Here is a 22,218-nt window from a genome sequence, read left to right as displayed (position 1 = left end):
TCAGGATGGACGCAGTTCTGTGATCGCCTGGGCCAGATGCTCCACCAGACGATTCAGCTCATCGACGCTGTTGTAGTGGGCGATCGACACACGAACCACGCCGCCGTATGGGGTCAGCCCCAACTGTTCGATCAGGCGGCGCGCATAGAAGTCACCAAAGCGGATGCCCATACGGTGATTGTCCACGCGGCGCACGATGGCTTCCGACTGAATGCCCTCCACCACGAAGCTGATGGTTGGCACGCGATCACCATCGGTCACACGGGATTTTCCGATGATTCGTACACCCGGCGTCTCCCGCAGAAACGCCAGCAGCGTTTCGGCCAACAGGTCTTCCTGGACTTCAAAGGCATCGAACGCCGCCTGCATCAGCTGGCGTTCGCTGCCGCTGGCGCCGAGGCGTCGGCCGATGTCGATCAGGTAATCGCTGATGCCGATGCAGCCGTAGGACAGCTCGTAGTTCAGGTTGCCGGGCTGAAGCTTGTAGGGAATGACCTCCTGGCCGATGAAAAAGTGGTTCAGGCTCGGCAGCTCCAGCAACGCCTCGCGTTTGCCCCACAGCACGGCGAAGTGCGGGCCGAAGGTCTTGTAGAAACTGAACACGTAATAATCGGCGCCGCTGGCCTGCACATCGACCAGCCGATGGGGCGCGTAGGCCACGGCATCGACGCACAACTTGCCGCCGACCGCGTGCACCCTGCGCGCCACTTCGGCGACCGGGTTGACGCTGCCGAGGATGTTCGACGCGTGGGTCATGGCCAGGTAGCGAGTCTTGTCGCTGAGCAGCGCATCCAGATCAGCCAATTCCAGGTCCATGCTCTGGGCGTCGACGGCCCAGACGCGCAAGGTCGCGCCGCGGTCTTCGCACAGCCTTACCCACGGCCCGATGTTGGCTTCGTGGTCGCAGTTGGTGACGATGATTTCGTCACCGGGATTGATCGACGGGGCGATGGCGCGGCAGAGGATTTGCAGCAAATGGGTGGTCGAGCCGCCCATCACGCACTCTTCCGGGTAGCGCGCGTTGATCAGTTGTGCGACCGATTCCCGCGCCTTCATCACACGTGCGCCAGCGTCTACCGACTCACTGTAGGACGCGCCCAACTGGACGGCGCTGTTGAGCAAGTAATCGGTAATTCGAGCGGCGACCGGCTTGAGCACGGCAGAGCCGCCGGCGTTGTCCAGGTAGGCATAGCCGCTGCCGAGGGCGGGAAACTGGCTGCGTACGTAATCGATGTCCAAGGCATTCAAGGGATGAGCTCCAGAGTCTGATCAGTGATGCAGGATGGCCTGCAAAAACGCGCGGGTTCTCGGCTCTTGCGGGGCCGTGAAGAAATCGTGCGGGTTGTTCTGTTCGATGATTCGGCCGTTCTCCATGAAGATCACCCGGTCGGCGACCCTGCGCGCAAAGCCCATTTCGTGGGTCACGACGACCATGGTCACGCCCGAGCGGGCGAGGTTCTGCATGACGTCCAGCACTTCGCCGACCATCTCCGGGTCGAGCGCCGACGTGGGCTCGTCGAACAGGATCACCCGTGGTTCCATGGCCATGGTCCGGGCGATGGCCACGCGCTGCTGCTGGCCGCCGGACAGCTGGCTCGGGTATTTCGCCGCGTGGGCGCCCATGCCAACTTTCTCCAGCAGCAGGCGCGCACGTTCATTGGCGTCACGCCGAGACATGCCGCGCACCCGGACCGGCGCCAGGGCCACATTGGCGAGCACGGTGAGGTGCGGGTACAGATTGAAATTCTGAAAAACCATGCCGACTTCGCAACGGATGCCGGCCAGCTTCGGGCCGGTTTCAACGCGTTGGCTGCCGACGCGGATGTCGCCCTGCTGATACTCCTCCAGCAGGTTGATGCAGCGGATCAGTGTCGATTTACCGGAGCCCGATGGCCCGAGAATCACCACCACTTCGCCTTGATCGACGGTCAGGTTGATGTCGGTCAGGGCCTGGAATGGCCCGTAGAATTTGGCCACGCCTTCCATTTCGATGACGGTGCTCATGCGCTTTTCCTCCCGGCGCCGTTACGCCGCTCGATCCAGCTCACCAGTTGCACCAGCGGCAGAAGCAGCAACAAGTACATGACCGCCGCGCCCACCAGCGGTGTCGGGTTGGCTGACAGTGCCTGGGCCTGAGTGGCTTGTTTGAGCAGATCGGGCATCGCCACGACGGACGCCAGCGCGGTGTCTTTCATGACGTTGATGCAGTTGCTGGTCATCGGCGGCATGACGATGCGCATCGCCTGGGGCAGGACGATGTCGCGCATGGTGTTGAAAAAGCTCATGCCCTGGGACGCCGAGGCTTCGAACTGACCGCGCGGAATGGCTTCGATGCCGGAGCGGAAAATCTCCGCCGAGTACGCGCAGGACACCAGTGACAGCGCCGCCGTGGCCGCCGCGAACGACGACAGGCGAATGCCCACAAACGGCAGCGCGTAATAGATCAGCACCAACAGCACCAGCAATGGAATCGAGCGCAGCACGTCGATGTACACCCGCGCCAGAAACCGCACCGGCGCGTACCCGTACAACCGCAGCATCGCCAGCACCAGCCCGCCCACCAGGCCGAGAATGATGCTGACCACGCCAAGCATCACCGTCACGCCCAGGCCGCGGAGCATCAGTGGCAGCGCATCGACGAACACGCTCCAGTTGAAGAACGTTTCTAACAACTCCATTGCGATTCCTTGGTGGCGAGCAGTGACTGGCGGGGCCGTGAGCGGTCAGGGCTTACTTGAGCACATCGACCACTTTAACGGTGCTGGACTCCGGATCAGCGTCGGCACCGAACCACTTCTTGTGCAAGTCGGCGATCACGCCTTCTTTCTTCATCGTGGAAATGATGTCGTTGACCTGACCGGCTGAGGCCCAGCCCTTGGCGTGCATCAACGAGTACTTCTCGCCGGTAGGAATTTTCGCGACGACTTTGTACTGCGGCTTGTCCTTGATGTAGTACAGGACCGCCGGGATATCGCTGATGTAGCCGTCCATACGGCCGGACGCGAGGTCGAGCATCGCAGGCGACAGCCCTTCGTAGCGTGAGACTTCCTTGAATTTGTATTCGGCCTGATGGGCGTTGACCCACATGTCGCCGGTGGAGCCGGTGTCGACGCCGACCACTTTGCCGTCCATGTCTTTCAGGCCGTTGATGCCGGATTTGGCGAGCACGGACAGGGATTGGTCGCTGTCGTAATACGGCTGGGCGAAGCCGACCGATTCAAGGCGCTTGGGCGTGATGGTGATCGAGGAAATGGCGATGTCAGCGCGTTTGGACTGCACGGCGCTGAACAGGCCGTTAAACGGGATGTTGACGAATTCCACGGTCTTGCCGGCGCGCTTGGCGACTTCCTTCACCACGTCGACTTCGAAGCCGACGATCTCGCCTTTGGCGTCCTGAAACTCCCACGGCACGTTGCCCACGTTGGCGCCGACGGTCCAGTCAGCGGCCCAGGTGGATGCGGAAAAGGCGGTTGCCACGGCCATGCTCAAGAGTACTTTCACATTCATGTCTTGCTCCCCGATTGATCAGTCAGTTCAAGAAGGCCGCCTTACCACAAGAGGGGGGCGTTTCGAGGATCAGACTAGGATGACGAATCAAATAATTCAACAAATAAAATAAATGAATTAAATGCTTCAATCGGGTGCGGAAGTTATCCGCATTGGTGCAGAAGGGAAAGCGCGCAAGGCTGTGGGGTGTACAGAAAGTGATCAGTGATTTGAAGGACGCCATGCACCGAAGCAGCGCATGGATCGCCCAACTACGTACGCTGCGTAAGATCCGAATGTGCAGGAGCTGGGTCAGCGATGCCCAGCCTCACAACACGTAACGCATGATCGCGACAAAGTGCAGCAGGCTGCCGGCGATGACGAACAGGTGCCAGACCCCATGGAAGTGTCGGACCTTGGTGTCGAACGCGAAGAAAATGATCCCTACGGTGTAGAACACGCCCCCCAGCGCCAGACAGACGAATCCGGCCATGCCCAGCGCGGCGATCAGCGGCTTGACCGCGACCAGCACAATCCAGCCCATGACCGCGTAAATGACGATGGACATCACGCGGGCTTCGGAGCGGGGCTTGATCTCCTGCAGAATCCCGATGATCGCCAGCGCCCAGACGATGCCGAACAACGTCCAGCCCCACGCCCCGTGCAGCGTCACCAGACAAAACGGCGTGTAGCTGCCGGCGATGAGCAAATAGATGGAAAAGTGATCGACCTTTTGCATGATCACTTTCGCCCGACCGCGAACGCTGTGATAAACCGTCGACGCGCTGTACAGCATCACCAGGGCCACACCGTAGACCGCCACGCTGATGATCTTCCAGATGTCTCCGGCCATCGTCGCGACAACCAGCATCCAGACCGCACCGATCGTCGCCAGAATCGCGCCCACCAAGTGGGTCCAGGCGTTGAATTTTTCTCCGTAGTACATCCGCACACTACCTCTCTAAGTTGCACGACACGCGTCAAGGGTCCTGCTTCTGAACCGCAATGACAACGCATTGTGTCGTGTTATCGAGAATTTAATGCAGCCAGCCGCCGATCTCTTCGGCACAATCGGGCGCTCTCAAAACAAGAACCCGGCGCGGGCCCACACGATGCAGATCGACGAAGAGCTCACCCTCAAGAAGCTGGAAATCTTCCTGGCGTTCATGCGCACCGGCAATCTGGCTCGGGCGGCGGCCGAGTTGCAGACAAGCACGGTCAGCGTGCATCGGGCGATTCACTCGCTGGAAAGCGCGTTGCGGTGTCCGCTGTTCAAGCACGAGGGTCGCAACCTCACACCGCTCGAAGGCGCATATGTGCTGGAGGAGCGTGCGCAGAAGCTGGTGCAGGACGTGCTCGGCACCATCGAACAGACCCGGCAGGCGGCCGGGTTTTCGGCGGCGCGGTTCAAGCTGGGGGCGCTGTATTCACTGACGGTCAAAACCGTGCCGCAGCTGATCATGGGCCTGAAGATCCGCCGCAGCGAACTTAACATCGACCTGATTCTGGGCTCGAACATCGACCTTTTCTACAAGCTGAAGAACATGGAAGTGGATGCGATTCTGGTGTCGCTGAACGAATCCGTGAGTGATCCGGACTGCGAGCATTTGCCGCTGTTCTCAGACGATATCTTCCTCGCGGCCCCGGTGGATTCACCCTTCGCCCAGCAAAGCGAAGTGAACCTGGGCGATCTGCGCGAAGCGACGTTCATTACGCTGACCCAGGGCTTTGCCACCCACCGCGACGGCGCGCGGGTGTTTGAACAGGCCGGGTTTGAACCGAAGATCGCCATGCAAGTGAACGACATCTTCACGCTGCTGAGCATGGTCAGCTCGGGTGTGGGCTATGCGCTGCTGCCGGGGAGGATTGCGGCCGTGTATGAAAACCGTGTGCGGCTGATCCCATTGCAACAGCGCTATCGCATGCAGCAGCACATCGGACTGGTCTTCCTCAAAGCCCGCGAACGCGACCCGAACCTGCTGGCGTTGCTGGCGGAATGCCGGATGTACTCGAACCGGCTGGCCCAGGCCTGATCCCGGCTTCAGCTCGATCCAATCCCCACTGTGGGTGTGAGCTTGGTCTGGGCCGCATCGGGGCGAAGAGGCCGGGGAGTTCAGCCACTTTCTCTGCAGGCTGAATGCAAGCCTTCGCGAGCAAGCTCGCTCCCACAGAATCTCCGTCAATTTGATATCTCGGGCGAGTCGTAGAACTTGTGGGAGTGAGCTTGCTCACGAAGAGGCCGGGGCGTGCAGCCAATTTCTCTGCAGGCTGAATGCAGCCTTCGCGAGCAAGCTCGCTCCCACAGGATCTCGGTCAATTTGATATCTCGGGCGAGTCGTAGGACTTGTGGGGGTGAGCTTGCTCACGAAGAGGCCGGGGCGTTCAGCACTTTCTCTGCAGGCTGAATGCAAGCCTTCGCGAGCAAGCTCGCTACCACAGAATCTCGGTCAATTTGATACCTCGGGCGAGTCGTAGGACTTGTGGGAGTGAGCTTGCTCACGAAGAGGCCAGGACATTCAGCTGCTTTCTCTGCAAGCTGAATGTAAGCCTTCGCGAGCAAGCTCGCTCCCATGATTCCGACGCTCGCAGGTAGATCTGCAATCAGGCGCGCAGCGGCAGCATGTTGCTGAACACCGCGCATCCCAAAGCCTCAGCCCAGAATCCCGCGGACGATGAAGTACAGCAGCGACGGCCCCAGCAGACAGCCGAGCCCGGTGTGGAAGGTCGCCGTCAGCGCGCCGTAAGGCACCAGCCGTCGATCCGTCGCCGCGAGCCCGGCTGTCACGCCGCTCACGGTGCCGGCCAGACCGCCGAAGACCATCGCGGAGCGCGGGTTATCCAACCCCATCCAGCGCGCGGCCATCGGGGTGCCGACCATCACCAGAATGGCTTTGATCAGACCGGTCGCGATCGACAGCGCCATCACGTCCGAAGTCGCGCCCAGCGCCGCACCGGTCACCGGCCCGACGATGTAGGTCACTGCGCCCGCGCCAATGGTGGTGATGCTCACGGCGTCGCGATAGCCGAAGGCATACGCCACGCAGCAACCGACGATGAACGGCAGCAACGTGCCGAGCAGCAGCGAGAACGCGCCGACCCAGCCAGCTTTTTTCGCTTCGGTGGCCTGCACTTCGAAGGCCGTGGCGACGATGGCAAAATCACGCAGCATCGACCCGCCCATCAGGCCGATTCCGGAGAACAGCGCCAGGTCCGCCAGCCCTTTCTGGCCGCCGGTCATCGTGCCGCCCACCCACGCCAGGACCAGGCCGATGACGATCGCAATGGCCGAACCATGAATGCGCCCGAACGTCAGTCGCTTGGACAGCACCACCGAAATCCACATCACCACGCCCACGACCGCAAACGCGGTGACCAGGCCCTGACTGATCAGGTCTTTCTGAATGAGCTCCCACATATCAGCGGCCTCCTGCCGGGGAAACAGTCGGCGCGATCACCGGGAGCGGATTAGCCAGTTCGTCCTCTTTGGGCAGCGGCTCGCCCTTGTTGATGCGGCTGATGACGGCAATCGTGCAGCCGCAGACCACCACCGACACCACCGCCGCAATGACCGCGATCGGCCCACCCTTGAGCGCCGTCACCACGTTTTGCTGAGCGGCCATGGCCACGACGACCGGGATATACATGGCGCCCCAGAAGCCGACGCCCATTTCACAGCCTTCGCTCATGCCGCCGCGCTTTTGCATGAACAGCCGCGCGCAGATCAGCAGGATCATCGCGATCCCGACGCCGCCCACGTTGGATTTGACGCCCAGCAGCACGCCGAGCAGATCACCGAGAATCACCCCCGCGAGGGTGCAGATTGCGAGTAACGCCACGCCATAAATAACCATTGTTCTTATCCTCAAATTGCATCGTCGAAGTTGTTGTTTTTGTGTTCCTTCGAAAGCAGCAGTCGGTTTATGAGTGGCGGCGTTCCTCCTCTCGCGACAGCGCGCTGAGCGTGTCCAGCCGGGCGCCCTGGAAAGCGACGGCCGATCCTTGTTCGAAGACGCGGCGCGCCAGGCCCGTCAGCACCGTGCCCGGCGGCAATTCGATGTGCAGGCGCGCGCCGCGCTCGTAAGCGGTTTGCACCGTGCTGCGCCAGTCGATGACCCGGCACATGTTGAACGCCAGATCGTCACGGACCTTGTCGGCGCTGAGCATCGGCCGCGCAGTGCTGCCACTGAGGTATTTCAGCGTCGGTGCTTTCACCGCTACCCGGGAAAACGCTTCGGCGAGAACGTTTGCAGGTTTAGCCAGCAGCTCGCAATGGGAGGGCACGCTGACCGCCAGCCGTTTGGCTGCCGCAGCGCCCTGCTCTTTGGCGAGCGCGGCGACCGCCGCCATGGCGTCGTCTTGCCCGGCAATGACGAACTGGTTATCGGCGTTGATATTGGCCAGATAGACCGGGCTCTCAACGCTATGAATTCGGGCAACCAGGGCTTCAACGGTGGGTTGGTCGAGCCCGATCAGCGCGGTCATGCCGTAGCCCTGTGGATAAGCGCTTTGCATCAGCTCGCCCCGCAGCGCCACCAGACGCACGGCATCCGAAAAATCCAAAGCCCCCGCGATGACCGCTGCGGGATAAGCGCCAATGGACAAGCCCGCGACCATGTCAGGGGAGTTTCCATCGGCCATCAGCACGCGCGCACAGGCGACGCCGGCGATCAACAAACACAGCTGAACGGCTCGCGTCGATTGCAGCGCGGGGGCGGTGTCCAGCGTCAGGACGTCCTCGCTCAATGCAGCGCTCGCTTCCGCCAGGCACTGTTCAACCAAGGGGTGCTCCGGCAGCCCGTGGAGCATGCCCGGCTGTTGCGCGCCCTGGCCGGGAAACGCCCAGAAACTGCTCATGCCGCAACCGCCTGCGCCAGCCAAGGGTTATCCACAAGCCGCGCGCCGTCTTCGGCTTTGAGCAGCACCTGGCGTGACGGTCCTGCCCATTCGCGCAGCGCTACGGCACCAACCGGGGTTTGCAGCTGAAGGTCGATGCGGCACACCGCGCTGGCAAGCTGCTCGACCAAACGAGCGGCGTGCTGGCGATCAAAGAAATCCGGGGTGCGCAATATCAGATCGAGGTCGCTGCCCGCGTGCAGCACCGGCACGCCACTCGCCAGCTCAAAACCGGCGCCACCCGCTACGCCCCATGGCAGGCCGAGCGCATGCATCACGGGACAGATCTGCTGCAAGGCGCGCAACGCCGGCCAATCGGCGTCAGGCGTCATGGCAATCAACTCTTCAGGCCGCACGCGCCGCTGCACATCGTCGAGCTTCATATGAGTGGCGTAGCGCTGATCCCGGGACCGACCCCTCACGCCCACCGCCACCAAGCCAGCCGGGACACGGGCGCGGCGCACCACCACGGGATGACCGAGGCCAACGGCTTCAAAAGCCCATGCCGGTGCGTCGATCGGCAACGCAGCCGCCGACAAACCCCACAACAAGTCGTGGGGCAGCACCGACTGAAAAGTGCTCATCACCACTGCGCCCGCAACAGCTCGCGCACTTTCGACGACGCCGCACGGTTCGGCGCGCCCAGGCGTGTACTCAGGTCATTGGCCCCGGCCAGGGTGTCTTTAATCGCTGCAATCAGACAGTCCTGAACCAGGGTGAGATCCGACGCCGTTGGCTGCTCAATCTCACTGACCGACAGGGTTTCCCAGAGCAAACCGAGGCTGGCGTAGCTGTCGATGTCGTAGGCCATCGGCGGCACGCTCGCGGCGAGTTTTTCCAGTTCTTCGACGCTGCGCAGCGTCACCCGCGCCGCAGAAGCCTTGCCCATGGCGTGAACCATAACGCCGGGGTCGCGCAGGGCAATCAGGCGATTGGCCTGATATCCGTGGGCGAGAAACGCGCCGGACATCGCCTTGCCCACCAACAGCCCGATCACCGGATGCCCGGCCAGTCGGGCCCGCGCATAGGCGTCGACCGCACCGGCCAGCGCTTGGTGAATGCCCAGCGCTTCCTCGCGGCGGCCATAGGCCTGACTCGGTACATCGATGATCGCAATCAGCGTGCGCTTGATGTCGCTGTGCCGATCCAGCTCGATGGCGCCGTCCACCGCCTGGGCCAGACCCCATCCTTCAAGCAAACCGACTTCGCCGTTTTGTGCGCGGGGAAAGCGGTTGGCAGGGTCAGCGACCACCGCCAGGAATCGCGCCGGGCGATCACCCAGTGCGCCGTCTGCTGCTTTCACCGACGCCGGCAGCCCCGCCACTTCAGCGGCGTTCGCGGCCAGCGCATTGAACCAGTTCAATCCACGATGGGAGTAAGCACTCATGACCGGTCTCCTTGATAGGCAGTGCGCACGGCAGCGGGCTCTATCTGCCGGGCCGTGTCCACTTGGGCCAGACGTTCGAGGAAAAACGCGTATCGACTGCTGCGTTCCTGCTCGGGCTTGCCCTTGTGCAACAACGCCTGCACCTGTTGCTGAATGGCGCTGATGTCGTCGGCGACAAAGGCGTCCACCAGACCGCTGGCAAAACGTTGCTCGCCCCCGGTCAGGCTCCAGATGAAGGGCCGGTCGCGGGAATCGTATTCCTCGATGCCGGCTTCCTGCTCGATGACTTGCGGACCGTTCAGGCCCAGACGGGCTTCCTGGGTGACGACCAGATAACTGCACAAACCCGCCGCAATCGACATGCCGCCAAAGCAGCCGACGCTGCCCGCCACCACGCCAATCACTGGCTGATAACGACGCAGATCAACGATGGCCGCGTGGATGTCAGCGATGGCCGCCAGCCCGAGGTTGGCTTCCTGCAAGCGCACGCCCCCGGTTTCCAGCAGCAGAACGGCTGCGGTGGGAATGCCCTTGCGATTGTCTTCGGCGGCCAGTTCCAGCGCGCCGGCCATTTTCGCGCCGCCGACTTCGCCCATGCTGCCGCCTTGAAAGCCGCCTTCGATGGCGCAGATCACCACCGGCTTGCCCTCAATCGTGCCCTTGGCGATCACCACGCCATCGTCGGCCTGTGGCACGACGCCCTGCTTGGCCAACCAAGGGGAGACGAGTCGCGCGAAAGGATCGATCAGCTCACGAAAACTGCCGTTGTCCAGCAGTGCGCGGGCGCGTTGCCGGGCGCCGAGCTCGACGAAGCTGTGCTGCTGCAGAAGCCGCGTGCTGTCAGTCATGGCCGACCTCCTCGAAACCTTGCTCCAGGCGCAGCCGAACCACGCCCGGCGTGGCGCCGAAATCATGGATGTCGATGCTCATGGCCGGTGGCGTCTGGCCGTCAAACATGCGTTGAAAGAGGTTTTCCCAGCGCGCCGAACTGCCGTTGACCGACGTCAGCACCTGAATCGTCAGCTTGCCCGGCTGACCCGGTTCCAGGAGCACTTCCAGATCACCCGAACCGACACAACCCACCAGCGCGCGACCCAATGGCGGCTGCCCGGCGGGGAATTCAAAAGACAGGGTTTCCATGATCAGACGTTCCTCGTTGCATCGCCGAGCGCAGGCTCCAGGCGATCAATAAACAGGCAAGCGGCGAGCAGATCGGCAGCGCCGCCGGGGGAGGCGTTCAGGCTCAGCAGTTGTTGATCCAGCTGATTCAGCGCGCGACGGCCGCTGAGAGTCGCGCTGCCGCCGGCGTCCAGTACCTGCTGCGCACCGTGTTGCATGGCGTGCAGGCCTGCTTCACCGGCGCGATACAGCACGCAGGTATCGGACAGCGTGGTCATGATCGCCAACAGCGCATCGAGTCGCGCGTTCTGCTCGCCATGCCCGGCGGTGCGGCTGCGGAGGAGTTGCGGCAAACCGGTTTGGGTGACGGCAGGGAAACCCGCTTGCGCTTGCTCCCGGGCGCCCGTTGCGCCGTATTTCTGCGCAACGGCCTGGCCATGGCTCTGACTCTCGCCCTGATGACGATCGTCGATCAATGCCAGATGGCCCGCGCGTTGGCACAGCCCTTCCGGAGAGAGATCATCGGGGTCCAGCGCGGCAGCAGTGACCAGCAAACCCAATGCCCAGATCGCGCCACGGTGGGTGTTCACCCCATTGGTGGTGCGCATCATCGCGGCTTCACCCTCGCGACCGAGGCGGCCGATGGTTTCCCGCAGTGCCGGGTTGAGCTCGCCGATGGCGATGGCGGCGTCGGCCATTTGCTTGAACGCGGGCCACAGCGAGAGCGCTGATGCGTGCATCAGACCCAAGTGCAGATCGGTGTGGGCGCCACTGCTGCGGCGATCGACCAGCGCCGGTTTTGGCGACAGGTCGGCTTCGTCGATCAGTGCATCCACGGCCAGATCAGCCAGGCGCTCAGCCAGCGAGGCCGAACCGGGCGCTGCATCGAAAGCATCGAAAGCTACGTTGAGTGCGCGCATCACCAACTCCTGAATTTCGCAGGCGGGTTGTACAAACCACCGGACCACTCCACCAGCTCGGCGACGCTCTTGGCGGCCAGCAGTTCGCGGCTGGCATCGGTGCGACGAATGCCCAGATCCTCAGGCAGCGCAATCAGCCCTTCGCGGCGCATGCGGGCGGTGTCTTTCGGGTTGTGGCGCAGGCCGATGGAGGTCACCCCCGCCACGGCGGCAATCATGGCCTGACGCTCTTCCAGCGTTCGCGCCTTGTACAGATAGGCGATGCCTTCTTCGGTCAACAGATGGGTGACGTCGTCGCCGTAGATCATGATCGGCGCCAGGGGCATGCCGCTCTTTTTCGCGACTTCGACAGCGTCCAGCGTCTCGACGAAAGTGGGTTTGCCGCCCTCCTGGAAAGTCTCGACCATTTGCACGACGAGCTTCTTGCCGCGTTCAAGATAGGCGTCCGGCCCGTCACCGCTCTGCTGGCGCATGTCCAGCCAGGCGGGCGTGGCGTGACGTCGGCCGCGCGGGTCGTGCCCCATGTTCGGCGCGCCACCGAAGCCGGCGAGGCGCCCGCGCGTAACGGTGGAGGAATGGCCGTCGCCGTCGACTTGCAGCGTGGCGCCAATGAACAGGTCAACCGCGTACTGCCCGGCCAGCTGGCACATCATCCGGTTGGAGCGCATGGAGCCATCGTGGCCGGTGAAGAACACGTCGGGCCGTGCCGCAATGTAGTTTTCCATGCCCAGCTCGGTGCCGAAGCAATGCACGCTTTCGACCCAGCCGCTTTCGATGGCGGGGATCAGCGTCGGGTGCGGGTTCAGCGTCCAGTTGCGGCAGATCTTGCCCTTCAGGCCCAGGGATTCACCGTAGGTCGGCAGGATCAGTTCGATGGCTGCGGTGTTGAAGCCGATGCCGTGGTTGAGGGACTGGACGTTGTGTTTCTCGTAGATCCCGCGAATCGCCATCATCGCCATCAGCACGTGCACCGGCTTGATGTGGCGTGGGTCGCGGGTGAACAGCGGCTCGATGTAGAACGGCTTGTCGGCAACAACCACGAAATCGACCCATGACGCCGGGATGTCCACGCGCGGCAGGTCGCTGACGTCGTCCACCAACTGGTTGACCTGCACGATGACGATACCGTCGCTGAAGGCCGCCGGTTCGATCAGGGCGGGGGTGTCTTCGGTGCTGGCGCCGGTGTAGATATTGCCGGCCCGGTCAGCCATGAAACCGGCCGAGAGCACGACGTTGGGAATCAGGTCAACCAACAGGCGGGAATACAGCTCGATGTACGTATGAATCGCGCCGATTTCCAGCAGGCCGTCTTCCAGCAACTGGCTGATGCGCAGGCTTTGGGTGCCGGCGAAAGAGAAGTCCAGCTTGCGGGCAATGCCGCGTTCGAACAGGTCCAGATGCTCGGCCCGCCCAACGCTGGGCATGATCATGTGCAGGTCGTGGAGCTTGGCGGGATCGGCCTTCACCAGTGAGCGGGACAGGAAATCCGCCTGCTTCTGGTTGTTGCCTTCCAGCACCACGCGATCACCCGGCGCAATCAACGCCTCAAGCGCCGCAACAATCTTGTCAGTCGGCAGTACAACGCCATCGGCAAAGGAACGCACCAGGTCGAGCCGTCGCAGTTTTTCAGTGCGACGACGCGACCAGCGCGGGTCAAGTTTAGTTGTTGTGGTCATGCTGACTCCACGAGTTCGCTGTCGTGGGGCAGATTAGGAGGGGTTCAAGTGCGGCATCAATCAAGTAACTGACGGGATCGTTACGCTGAGAGTAATGATCAGTCCGCCCAGTTGATCTGATAACGGGTGCTGCGCCCGCCGCCCGGGAGTTTAAGCAGGCAGCCTTTTTCCAGAAGGTCTTGAAGATGCCGGGTGGCGGTGGCTTTACTGACTTTGGCAACCGCCTGGTATTGAGCGGCGCTGATGCCACCGGTAAAACCCGCGTCGGGTTTCTCCGACAGCAGGTCGCCATTCAACAACCGATTAAGCACCTTGGTCTGCTCGGGAGACAGCCCGTCATCCCGATGGGCTTGCCAGAATCTCGCCTTCGCCAGCACTCGCCCGATACGCTGCATGGCCTGCTCAAGTGTGTGCAACAACGTCTGCAGAAACCATAGGAGCCATTCGGTGATGTTAAGGTCGCCACGCTGGGTCGCTTCCAGAATCCGGTAATAGTCCTGACGGCGGGCGAGGATGCTCGCGGACATGGCGTAAAAACGTATGGCCTGATGTTCGCCCTGGGCCATGGCCAGATCAGTGATTGCGCGGGTCAAACGTCCGTTGCCATCGTCGAACGGGTGCAGCGTCACGAACCAGAAATGCGCGATGCCCGCGCGGATCAGCGGGTCCAGGGTTGGATCGGCGCGGCTGCTGTTGAACCAGTAAAAAAAGTCATCGAGCTTTTGCTCCAGGCCCTCGCGCCCAGGCGCCTCGAAATGCACCACGGGGCGGTCGATGCGCCCGGACACGACTTGCATGGGGTCGGGGCCTCTAAGCGCTCCAACCTGGATGGGGTTTGCCGTCAGCGTGCTCGTCTCGGGGAACAACAAGCGATGCCAGTGCATCAGCCGCTCAGACGTAAGCGGCCCATCGTGCTGTTGAGTGGCGTCCAGCATCAGCTCCGCCAGACCTTCACTGCGTGCAGTCACGCGGTCATCGCTGGCGAGCCCGAGCCGCTTTGCCAGCGAAGAGCGCGCCGACTCCACGTTGAGTTGCTCACCTTCAATCGCCGAGGAGGTGATGACGTTTTGCAGCAAGGCGTCCAGTTCGCGCTCGACATTCGCGCCGGTGCCCGACGCGCCAATCATCCCCAATAACTGACCCTGCGCCTGGGTACACGCCCGCAACAGCGGCGCCAACGGCTCCACGTCCCAGGAAAAGGACGGCCATTTGGGGTGTTGCCAAATCCACGTTGCTGACTGTTTCACGGGACGCCTCGGAGGGGTGTGAGCCGATTAGCAACCCTATTCGGCTCACGGCATGAGCCGAATATGCGGTTTATTCGGCTCAGCGTCTAGAAGGGATTTGAGAGGAAAGCGATATATATGTACCGCAGTCGACCCTTTTTGACTGATTAAACTGTCTGCTTCACAAATTTGAAGTCTGATCCCGATGCCGCGACCGCCTGAATTGCCTTTTTCGACCCAGACTCCTACCTTTGAGAGCGACATATATGCCTTTCAAGCGCCCGGAGATCTCATGTCATCGACTGTCCTGTCATTTCAAGCCGATGAAGAAACAGTACAAACACTTGACCAGTTGGTCGGCGCCACTGGGCGTGATCGGCAATATCACCTTCAGCAAGCACTGAGCCGCTACATCGAGGCCGAGAAGCACCAGATGCAGGCTGTCTCGGACGGCATAGCGGATGCCGATGCAGGGAACCTCACCGACATTGAATCTGTGAAAGCGAGATGGGTGAAGCGTGCTGACAATAGCCCTGACTGATAAAGCGCAGAGTGATCTAGAGGGCATACATGAATATTACGCGGCAATATGCGGCTCGGAAGTCGCCAACCGAATCGTGATTGACGTGCTTGGTCAGTTGGAGTCACTGAGAACGTTCAGTGGGCTAGGCCGGCCTTCACAATACCCCGGTGTCAGGGAGCTGGTGTTAAGTCGATACACGTATGTGGCGCCGTATCGGGTGAAGGATCATCAGGTGGAGGTGCTGAGGGTTCTACATCACCGGATGGATCGATGACAGCACGCCGTTCACGTGGGAGCAAGCTCGCTCTGGGCCGTATCCAGACGAAGATGGCGGTACATCTTTTAAATCTTCAGCAGATGAAATGAAGCGTTCGCGAGCAAGCTCACTCCTACAGGGGCTGTGTCCGGCATGCACCCTGCGGCGTTTGAGAGCCGGGGAGTCTCTTACAAGCTCGGCGTCACCTGAATCAACCCCGCCTCCACCAACCACTCTTCCAGCGCCACAAGGTCGGGGATCTTCGCCACGGTCTCGCCCACTTGCACCGCGGCCAGTTCCAGCTCGGCCAGCGGCACGTCGACATAACTGAGCTGGCTGTCGAGCTTGCACGAGCGAGGAATCCCTTGGGTCAGCAGGGCGATGAATTTGAGGTCAGGCCGGCCGCCGAGGGCGTTGAGCACGACGATGCGGGCGCGGCCTCCGACACGGGCGCGGCTGCCGCAGGCGGCTTCGAAGCTGAGCAGCGGCAGGCTGCGGTTGCGCCAGTTGATTGGGCCCAGGTACCACTGCGGTGCGGCGGGGTCGGCGACGCTGTCCTGATAGTCGATCAGTTCGGCGACCGCCACGTTGGGCAGCAGCAGGTGCCGGTCACTCAAAGGGATGAGCAACCCGGTCAGGCTAGTGAGCCGCGCCGTTTGCGTCGTCGTGTCAGACATGGGCGTGGCTCCAGTGGGCGATGCTTTCCAGCAGTGCGGCTTCCTGATACGGCTTGCTCATGTATTCGTTCACGCCCAGTGCCATGGCGTGGTCGCGGTGCTTCTGCCCTGATCGCGACGTAATCATGATGATCGGCAGGTGCTTCAAGGCGTCGTCTCCGCGAATCTTGCTGACCACCTCAAAGCCGTCCATGCGCGGCATCTCGATGTCCAGCAGCATGATGTCCGGGGTGTGCTCCTGCAGCAGCGCCATGGCATCGACGCCATCTTTGGCCGTCAGCACGTTCATGCCGTTGCGCTCCAGCAAGCGGCCGGTGACCTTGCGCACCGTTACCGAATCATCCACCACCATCACCAGCAACGGCCGCGCCTGTTCGGGTTCGACATGGCGCACCGGCGCATGCCCCGCGACGTGCAGCGCCAGCAGCTTGGCGTGAAAGCGCCGGATGTGCGCAAACAGGTCGAGAATCAGCACCACGCGGCCGTCCCCGAGAATGGTCGCGCCGGCAATGCCGGGTATCGACGAAAACTGAGGACCCAGGTTTTTCACCACAATTTCCCGCGAGCCGGCCAGCGCATCCACCTGCACCGCGACCCACTGATCGTGTACGTGGACCAAAAGCACCGGCAGCGGCTGGGTCTGTGTCTGGCCACTCAGTTTCGGCGGATGACCGTTATTGAGCAGTTCGCCCAGATACCGCAATTCGTAACTCCGTCCGCTGTACTCGTAGCGCGGCGGCACCGAGTGATAACAGGTCTCCAGCTCGCTCGGCATCACGCGCACGATGCCCTCGATACTGTTCAGCGGTACGGCGTACTGCTCCTCGCCGCTTTGCACCATCAGCGCCCGATTGACCGACACCGAGAACGGCAAGCGGACGCGGAAACGCGCGCCCTCTCCCGCCCTGGAATCAATGACCATCGAACCGCCAAGGTCCTTGACCTCGGCGTGCACCACGTCCATGCCGACGCCGCGCCCGGAAATCTGGGTGATGGTCTCGACGGTGGAAAAGCCCGCGCGCAGGATGAACTGCAGAATGTCGTGTTCGCTCAGCTCGGCGTCGGGACTGATCATGCCGCGCTTGATCGCCTTGCGCCGCACGGCCTCGAAGTCGACACCGGCGCCGTCGTCGCGCATCTCGATGACGATGTCACCACCTTCGTGGGCAAGACTCAGCGTGATATGCCCCCACTCGGATTTACCGGCGGCCAGGCGTTCCTCGACGCTCTCCAGACCATGGTCGACCGCGTTGCGCAGCATGTGCTCCAAGGGCGCAACCATGCGTTCAAGGACGTTGCGATCCATCTCGCCCTCGGCGTTGATGACGTCGAACTTGACCTTCTTGTTCAGCTCGCCTGATACCTGACGGACAATTCGGCGCAGGCGCGGCACCATGCGTTCGAACGGCACCATGCGCGTGCGCATCAGGCTTTCCTGCAGTTCGGTGTTCACCCGTGCCTGTTGCAGCAGCAGGGTTTCGGCCTCATGGGCGCGGGTGTCGAGGGTTTCCTTGAGGTCCATCAGGTCGGACGCGGACTCGAACAGCGCGCGGGACAACTGCTGCAGCTGCGAATGACGGTCCATTTCCAGCGGGTCGAATGCTTCATATCCGTACCGATCGGTGTGATGGTCACGGCTGAGAATACGGCCCTGGGTCTCGATGTCGAGTCGGCGCAGCTGATCGCGCATCCGCTCGATGGTGGTTTCCATTTCGACCAGGGTGATCTGCGCGTCGCTGACCTGCTGCTCGACACGGCCCCGGAATATCGAGGTCTCCCCGGCCAGATTCGCCAGGTCTTCCAGCTGCTCGGCCGGGACCTTGATCATCTCCGGTCCGGTACGCTCGCCATCAGCCTCGGCCTGTGCCGCCGCCGGATCAACAGCGGGCGCTGGCAGCGGAGCCGGCACCTCCTGAGGTTTTTCGACGGGCTCGCGGGCGGCTCCGGACGAGGTGTAGTGACCGATGCTCTCGATCAGCAGCGCCGGATTGGGCAACGGCTCATAACCTCGAACGGCATCAACCATGTCGGCGAGCATGTCGTGGCCGCTTTGCAGCAGGCCGTTGAGCAGCGCGCTGTTTTTCAACGCGCCGGTCGACAATCCCTCGTACAGCGACTCCAGCTCATGGGCCAGATCGCCAATTGGCGCGATTTCTACCATCCGCGCGCCGCCCTTGAGCGTGTGCAGATCGCGCAGCAGGTTCTCGACTTCCTGCGCGTTCTGAGGGTCGGCCTGCCAACGTACCAATGCCGCACTGCTGCTCTCGATGATGTCGTCGGCTTCTTCGAGGAAGATCTCCAGCAGTTCCGGATCGCGCTCGTCCAGCGAGTGAATCATTGCGCTGACGTTGCGCGTCTCGCCGTCATTGGGCAGCAGGTAGCAGTTGCGCTGACGAAACTCGCGAATCTTCTCGATCAGGGGCGCGGGACTGGTCAGCGCCGAACGGTGCTGCAGCTGCTCAAGCATCAGCGACAGGTGATCGTGGCTGTGTACCAGCAAGTCGGCCAGTTGCGGCGAGTAACCGCAACGTCGGTCGAGCAGGCCTTCGTAGAGCGATTCCAGTTCATGACCGAGGTCACCCACCGGGCCGATTTCGGCCATGCGCGCGCCCCCTTTGAGGGTGTGCAGGTCACGCTGCAACGATGACAGCGGCAGCGGGTTTTCCGGGTCGTCGAGCCAGCGCTGCAGCGCAGGGCCCGCGATGTCGAGAATATCCACCGCCTCCTCGAGGAAGATCTCGACGATTTCCTGATCGAAATCATCCCGGGCAGGCTGGGCGGGTTGAGCGAGATGCTCGGTGACCTCCTCCATGTTCGTGATGCTTGTCGCCCCACCGCGATCACGTTTGATAACGCCCATTGCGCCGGGGTCCAGCGCTTCGGCGAGCAGACCGCGCAAGGCGCCCACGCGCTCGGGGCACGGCTGGACTTCCTGTCCGGCGGCGACCTGATCGAGCATGTTGATCAGCGCTTCGTGGGCCTTTTCGGCTTCGTCGAAAAACCGCTCGCTGACCGCAAGGCTGCTCTCCTCTACGGCGCCATACAGGTCGAGCAGTGCTTCGCAGAGCTCATCGACCTGGGGCAGGTCGGCTACGTGCGCGCCGTGGCCGAGCATGGTCAGTTCGTCGAGCAGCGCATTCAGTTCCTGGCGATGGCCGGGGTGCTGGCGCCAGTCTTTGAGCAAATTGTCAGCGTCCAGCAGAATGTCCATGCCTTCGGCCAGAAAGCTCGCAATCAGCTGCGGATTGCGCCGCGTGCGCAGGCCATTGCTGTCGTCGCTCAAAACATCGGCCAGGCGCGCGTCGAGCAACTCATGGGCTTGTTGAATCAGCGCAGCGGCGCCTTCGATGGGCATCAGCGGGTCGACATTCAACTGGGACAGGCCTTGATGGAACAAAGGCTCGGCCGCCCGCAGCAGGCCGATTTCGCCCTGGCTGACCGCGATCAGATTGGTCTTGAACTCGCGCACCAACTGATCCAGCGGGCTCGCCAGCTCGGCGATCGGCAAAACGCCCGCCATGTAAGCGCTGCCTTTGAGGGTGTGCAGCGCGCGCAGCAGATCATCACTGAACAGCGGCGCATCATGGTCCTGCGCAGCGTCGAGGTAGCGAGCCATGGTGTTCAGGTGGGTGTGGGCTTCCTGTCGGAAAATCTCCAGCAACTGCGGATCAAAACCCTCTTCATCCGCCAGCCGCTGCGCAGGCTCGACGTCGCCCGCCTCACCCTGGGCCAGCGCGTGGGCCTGGGCCGCCAGTTGGTCGACATCATCGCGCTGGCGCTGAACATCCTCGGCGAAATCGCGAATCACGTCCGGCAGTAAGGCCTGCACGTCTGTGAGCAACTGCTGCACCCGTGCGTCCGGCTCGACGCTGCGCTCCAGCACGCGGTTCAGCAGGTTTTCCACCGACCACGCCAGCTCGCCCAGAATCAGCGCACGGACCATCCGGCCGCTGCCCTTGAGCGTGTGAAACGCCCGACGAATTTCGCCCAGCGCCGAGAGATTGCCAGGATCGGCAAGCCAGCGCGGCACGTACTCGCGCAGGGCTTCGAGCATCTCGTCGGTTTCTTCGAGGAAGACTTCGCGCAGCTCGTCATCGATTGCCTGCTCACCCTTCGGCGGCGGCAACAGGCTGGCCGGCATATCGCGCGCCGGCGGGTTGACCGCCGACAACGGGCTGGCCAGCACTTCGGCGAGGGTCCGGCTCGGGCTGACCAAGGCCTGGCGTTCGTGCAGGTCTTGCAGCTCTTCTTCGCTGATGATTTCTTCGAGCACCGGCACATCCAGTGCTTCCGGGACCGGTGAATAACCGAGCCTGGCGAGACTTTCCTGAGCCAGATCCAGCACGTGCTCACCCGGCGCTTCCGGGTCCTCGGCCATGCGTTCGAGGTAATACTCGACGCCGATGATCACGTCCGCCAAGTGATCGAGCTGCGAGGCCGCCGGGCTTTCGGTGTCGACCAGCAGGTGCTCGGTGATGTAATCGTTACAGGCCGCCAGCAGGCCGGATGCCCGCGCCAGGGGGATCATCGCCAATGCGCCGCGCACCTGAACCAGTTGCTCGGACAGCGGCAGCAGACGTGCCCGGTCCAGCTCGCCGTCGACGTAATCGTCGATCACATCCTTGGCCTGCTGCAGGACAATGCGCGCTTCCTTGATGACCAGCTGGTGAATCTGACTGAGGTCTGTGGTGGGCAGACGGCTCTCTTCGGGGCTGCTCTGGTTGACCGTTCCGGCCATGCCCGCGAGGGTGGACTCGACGTACAGCAACGCACCGGCGACGTCCATCAACGTGGCATCGTCGGGCGCGCGTTGTCCTTGGGCCATGCCCTGCACCACGGTCATCTGATCGATGATAACTTTGCGCGGCTGCCCAAATCCCAGCACCGCCAGGGTGTCGGCGATCTGCCGTAGCGGCGGCAGCAAAGCGCTCAGCTCACTGACGTGTTGACGGTCCCCGCGCACAAAAACGTCGAGCCGCTCCTTGGTGCGCACCAGCTCATCGCACAGGGCAATGATCACCGAGCGCATGGCGTCGCGATCCGGCCCGGCCATACGCGCACGTTCTTCAGCAACCAAGGCACTGTGGGGCAGGGCATCGGCAAGGCCGTACTGATCCTTCAAGTCCGTCATCTTCTGCGCCTCGCTGTCGGACTTGGCGATGTAAAACAACAGGCTTTTCAGGAGTTCGTCGGGCGCAGGCTGATTGATGCCTTCAATACCCTGATCCAGCAGACGTTTGAGTTCTTTGTCAGCGTCCTTGAACAGACTGCGCAGCGCCGGGCTGTTGGTGAAGTTGCCGCTGAGCATGGTTTCGACCAGCGCGGAAGCGATGCGCCACAGCGGTTCGAGGGGCGCGTCCTCGCACAACACCTCAAGCCGCGAGAACACCTTGCCCATGTAACCGAGCTGAGTCTGAACATCCTGATCGCGAAGCAGCCCGACCAGTGCCGTTTGCAGCGTTTGCCGCAGCTTGCGCAGTTTCGCGGGCAGTTCCGGGCTGTCGCGCTCGGCCAACGCGTCGGCATCAAGGGCGGGAATGGACAGCAATTGCGGCGAGAACAGGCTGGTCTCGGACAGCAGGCTTTCGCCCCTGGCGCTGCGTAAGTCGTTGAGCAGCGGCAGCACCACCAACGGCAGATCACGGCGAGCGGAGTGCACACGCTCCAGATAGACCGGCAGCTGGGTCATCGCCAGATTCAGCAGTTGAATCGCTTCGTTTTCCTGGGCGACATGGCCTTGTTTCAGTGCCAGCGCCAGCTGTTCGATTTCCTCGGCGAACAGCGCGGCGCCGTAGAACTCGATCATCTGCAGGCTGCCGTGAACCTGATGGATGAGCTCAAGGCACTCGTCCATCGCCGCTGCGTCGTGAGGCCGGGCGACGAAGGTGTCCAGCGCCTGTCGGGCGTGGGTGAGGGTTTCGGCTATTTCGCCTTTGACCCACTCCAGGGCCACGTAATCGTGACGGTCAGCCATGGTGACTCCGGTTGCCTGTGCCTTGACGCTGCTTCATGTGCAGTAACGGGGGCCTTAACGGGGCTATCAAACGCGCCTTCA

The 22,218-nt window shown here is 62.3% G+C and carries 20 protein-coding genes; 3 read left to right on the top strand and 17 right to left on the bottom strand.

Going from position 1 to position 22,218, the window contains the following annotated elements:
* The 5 genes from M1E04_RS01340 to trhA all read right to left on the bottom strand — a co-directional run bounded on the left by M1E04_RS01340 (window position 1) and on the right by trhA (window position 4,432).
* Window positions 1-1,248: a cysteine desulfurase-like protein gene (locus tag M1E04_RS01340; protein WP_456292261.1), complete on the bottom strand. Its 1,248-nt coding sequence runs from the start codon at window positions 1,246-1,248 to the stop codon at window positions 1-3.
* Between the two features lie 21 nt (window positions 1,249-1,269).
* Window positions 1,270-2,004, bottom strand: coding sequence for an amino acid ABC transporter ATP-binding protein (locus M1E04_RS01335; RefSeq protein ID WP_456292260.1), 735 nt, complete (start codon window positions 2,002-2,004; stop codon window positions 1,270-1,272).
* The gene (locus tag M1E04_RS01330; protein ID WP_192135494.1) at window positions 2,001-2,678 is read right to left on the bottom strand and encodes an amino acid ABC transporter permease; all 678 of its coding nucleotides are present in this window, start codon (window positions 2,676-2,678) and stop codon (window positions 2,001-2,003) included. Before M1E04_RS01330 ends, M1E04_RS01335 begins: the two co-directional genes overlap by 4 nt.
* Before the next feature lie 52 nt (window positions 2,679-2,730).
* The gene (locus tag M1E04_RS01325) at window positions 2,731-3,507 is read right to left on the bottom strand and encodes a transporter substrate-binding domain-containing protein (protein ID WP_065991205.1); all 777 of its coding nucleotides are present in this window, start codon (window positions 3,505-3,507) and stop codon (window positions 2,731-2,733) included.
* 307 nt (window positions 3,508-3,814) lie between these two features.
* Window positions 3,815-4,432, bottom strand: a complete 618-nt coding sequence (gene trhA, locus M1E04_RS01320; RefSeq protein ID WP_192135498.1) for a PAQR family membrane homeostasis protein TrhA — start codon at window positions 4,430-4,432, stop codon at window positions 3,815-3,817.
* 166 nt (window positions 4,433-4,598) lie between these two features.
* On the opposite strand from trhA, the gene M1E04_RS01315 reads away from it, so the two are divergent.
* Window positions 4,599-5,519 (top strand): LysR family transcriptional regulator, encoded by a 921-nt coding sequence (locus tag M1E04_RS01315; RefSeq protein WP_065991377.1) that lies wholly within the window; start codon window positions 4,599-4,601, stop codon window positions 5,517-5,519.
* Between the two features lie 617 nt (window positions 5,520-6,136).
* Here M1E04_RS01315 and madM read toward each other — a convergent pair.
* The 10 genes from madM to M1E04_RS01265 form a co-directional block, all read right to left on the bottom strand.
* Window positions 6,137-6,901: a malonate transporter subunit MadM gene (gene madM / locus M1E04_RS01310; protein WP_037018905.1), complete on the bottom strand. Its 765-nt coding sequence runs from the start codon at window positions 6,899-6,901 to the stop codon at window positions 6,137-6,139.
* Between the two features lies 1 nt (window position 6,902).
* A complete protein-coding gene (gene madL, locus M1E04_RS01305; RefSeq protein ID WP_065991198.1) occupies window positions 6,903-7,337 on the bottom strand; it encodes a malonate transporter subunit MadL in 435 nt (144 codons plus the stop codon).
* A gap of 67 nt (window positions 7,338-7,404) precedes the next feature.
* A complete protein-coding gene (gene mdcH / locus M1E04_RS01300; RefSeq protein WP_456292259.1) occupies window positions 7,405-8,340 on the bottom strand; it encodes a malonate decarboxylase subunit epsilon in 936 nt (311 codons plus the stop codon).
* Entirely contained in the window at window positions 8,337-8,963 is a 627-nt protein-coding gene (locus M1E04_RS01295) for a malonate decarboxylase holo-ACP synthase (RefSeq protein WP_456292258.1), read from the bottom strand. Before M1E04_RS01295 ends, mdcH begins: the two co-directional genes overlap by 4 nt.
* Complete coding sequence (gene mdcE, locus M1E04_RS01290; protein WP_456292257.1) at window positions 8,963-9,766, bottom strand: biotin-independent malonate decarboxylase subunit gamma; 804 nt, start codon at window positions 9,764-9,766, stop codon at window positions 8,963-8,965. The genes M1E04_RS01295 and mdcE overlap by 1 nt, the downstream gene beginning before the upstream one ends.
* Window positions 9,763-10,614: a biotin-independent malonate decarboxylase subunit beta gene (locus M1E04_RS01285; protein WP_456292256.1), complete on the bottom strand. Its 852-nt coding sequence runs from the start codon at window positions 10,612-10,614 to the stop codon at window positions 9,763-9,765. Before M1E04_RS01285 ends, mdcE begins: the two co-directional genes overlap by 4 nt.
* Window positions 10,607-10,906, bottom strand: coding sequence for a malonate decarboxylase subunit delta (locus tag M1E04_RS01280; protein ID WP_065991186.1), 300 nt, complete (start codon window positions 10,904-10,906; stop codon window positions 10,607-10,609). Before M1E04_RS01280 ends, M1E04_RS01285 begins: the two co-directional genes overlap by 8 nt.
* A gap of 2 nt (window positions 10,907-10,908) precedes the next feature.
* Complete coding sequence (locus M1E04_RS01275; RefSeq protein ID WP_456292255.1) at window positions 10,909-11,805, bottom strand: triphosphoribosyl-dephospho-CoA synthase; 897 nt, start codon at window positions 11,803-11,805, stop codon at window positions 10,909-10,911.
* Window positions 11,805-13,481, bottom strand: a complete 1,677-nt coding sequence (mdcA, locus tag M1E04_RS01270) for a malonate decarboxylase subunit alpha (RefSeq protein ID WP_455913656.1) — start codon at window positions 13,479-13,481, stop codon at window positions 11,805-11,807. The genes M1E04_RS01275 and mdcA overlap by 1 nt, the downstream gene beginning before the upstream one ends.
* Before the next feature lie 98 nt (window positions 13,482-13,579).
* The gene (locus M1E04_RS01265) at window positions 13,580-14,728 is read right to left on the bottom strand and encodes a Fic family protein (RefSeq protein WP_456292254.1); all 1,149 of its coding nucleotides are present in this window, start codon (window positions 14,726-14,728) and stop codon (window positions 13,580-13,582) included.
* 271 nt (window positions 14,729-14,999) lie between these two features.
* On the opposite strand from M1E04_RS01265, the gene M1E04_RS01260 reads away from it, so the two are divergent.
* Together M1E04_RS01260 and M1E04_RS01255 are read left to right on the top strand one after the other, a co-directional pair.
* On the top strand, window positions 15,000-15,248 hold the full coding sequence (locus M1E04_RS01260) for a CopG family ribbon-helix-helix protein (RefSeq protein WP_456292253.1): 249 nt from the start codon (window positions 15,000-15,002) through the stop codon (window positions 15,246-15,248).
* Window positions 15,226-15,504, top strand: coding sequence for a type II toxin-antitoxin system RelE/ParE family toxin (locus M1E04_RS01255; RefSeq protein WP_456292252.1), 279 nt, complete (start codon window positions 15,226-15,228; stop codon window positions 15,502-15,504). Before M1E04_RS01260 ends, M1E04_RS01255 begins: the two co-directional genes overlap by 23 nt.
* A gap of 170 nt (window positions 15,505-15,674) precedes the next feature.
* On the opposite strand, the gene M1E04_RS01250 is transcribed toward M1E04_RS01255, so the two are convergent.
* Window positions 15,675-16,163: a chemotaxis protein CheW gene (locus tag M1E04_RS01250; protein ID WP_456292251.1), complete on the bottom strand. Its 489-nt coding sequence runs from the start codon at window positions 16,161-16,163 to the stop codon at window positions 15,675-15,677.
* Window positions 16,156-22,137 (bottom strand): Hpt domain-containing protein, encoded by a 5,982-nt coding sequence (locus tag M1E04_RS01245; protein ID WP_456292250.1) that lies wholly within the window; start codon window positions 22,135-22,137, stop codon window positions 16,156-16,158. The genes M1E04_RS01250 and M1E04_RS01245 overlap by 8 nt, the downstream gene beginning before the upstream one ends.
* Window positions 22,138-22,218 lie beyond the last annotated feature (81 nt).

This window comes from Pseudomonas sp. AK106, from assembly GCF_053903055.1.
This window is presented reverse-complemented; position numbering and strand designations above follow the sequence as displayed.

Coding starts and splice junctions, on each gene's coding strand:
- M1E04_RS01335 (WP_456292260.1), bottom strand. CDS start 2,004: ATGAGCACCGTCATCGAAATGGAAGGCGTGGCCAAATTCTACGGGCCA.
- M1E04_RS01330 (WP_192135494.1), bottom strand. CDS start 2,678: ATGGAGTTGTTAGAAACGTTCTTCAACTGGAGCGTGTTCGTCGATGCG.
- M1E04_RS01275 (WP_456292255.1), bottom strand. CDS start 11,805: ATGCGCGCACTCAACGTAGCTTTCGATGCTTTCGATGCAGCGCCCGGT.
- mdcH (WP_456292259.1), bottom strand. CDS start 8,340: ATGAGCAGTTTCTGGGCGTTTCCCGGCCAGGGCGCGCAACAGCCGGGC.
- M1E04_RS01285 (WP_456292256.1), bottom strand. CDS start 10,614: ATGACTGACAGCACGCGGCTTCTGCAGCAGCACAGCTTCGTCGAGCTC.
- mdcA (WP_455913656.1), bottom strand. CDS start 13,481: ATGACCACAACAACTAAACTTGACCCGCGCTGGTCGCGTCGTCGCACT.
- M1E04_RS01250 (WP_456292251.1), bottom strand. CDS start 16,163: ATGTCTGACACGACGACGCAAACGGCGCGGCTCACTAGCCTGACCGGG.
- M1E04_RS01295 (WP_456292258.1), bottom strand. CDS start 8,963: ATGAGCACTTTTCAGTCGGTGCTGCCCCACGACTTGTTGTGGGGTTTG.
- M1E04_RS01315 (WP_065991377.1), top strand. CDS start 4,599: ATGCAGATCGACGAAGAGCTCACCCTCAAGAAGCTGGAAATCTTCCTG.
- trhA (WP_192135498.1), bottom strand. CDS start 4,432: ATGTACTACGGAGAAAAATTCAACGCCTGGACCCACTTGGTGGGCGCG.
- madL (WP_065991198.1), bottom strand. CDS start 7,337: ATGGTTATTTATGGCGTGGCGTTACTCGCAATCTGCACCCTCGCGGGG.
- madM (WP_037018905.1), bottom strand. CDS start 6,901: ATGTGGGAGCTCATTCAGAAAGACCTGATCAGTCAGGGCCTGGTCACC.
- M1E04_RS01260 (WP_456292253.1), top strand. CDS start 15,000: ATGTCATCGACTGTCCTGTCATTTCAAGCCGATGAAGAAACAGTACAA.
- M1E04_RS01245 (WP_456292250.1), bottom strand. CDS start 22,137: ATGGCTGACCGTCACGATTACGTGGCCCTGGAGTGGGTCAAAGGCGAA.
- mdcE (WP_456292257.1), bottom strand. CDS start 9,766: ATGAGTGCTTACTCCCATCGTGGATTGAACTGGTTCAATGCGCTGGCC.
- M1E04_RS01280 (WP_065991186.1), bottom strand. CDS start 10,906: ATGGAAACCCTGTCTTTTGAATTCCCCGCCGGGCAGCCGCCATTGGGT.
- M1E04_RS01325 (WP_065991205.1), bottom strand. CDS start 3,507: ATGAATGTGAAAGTACTCTTGAGCATGGCCGTGGCAACCGCCTTTTCC.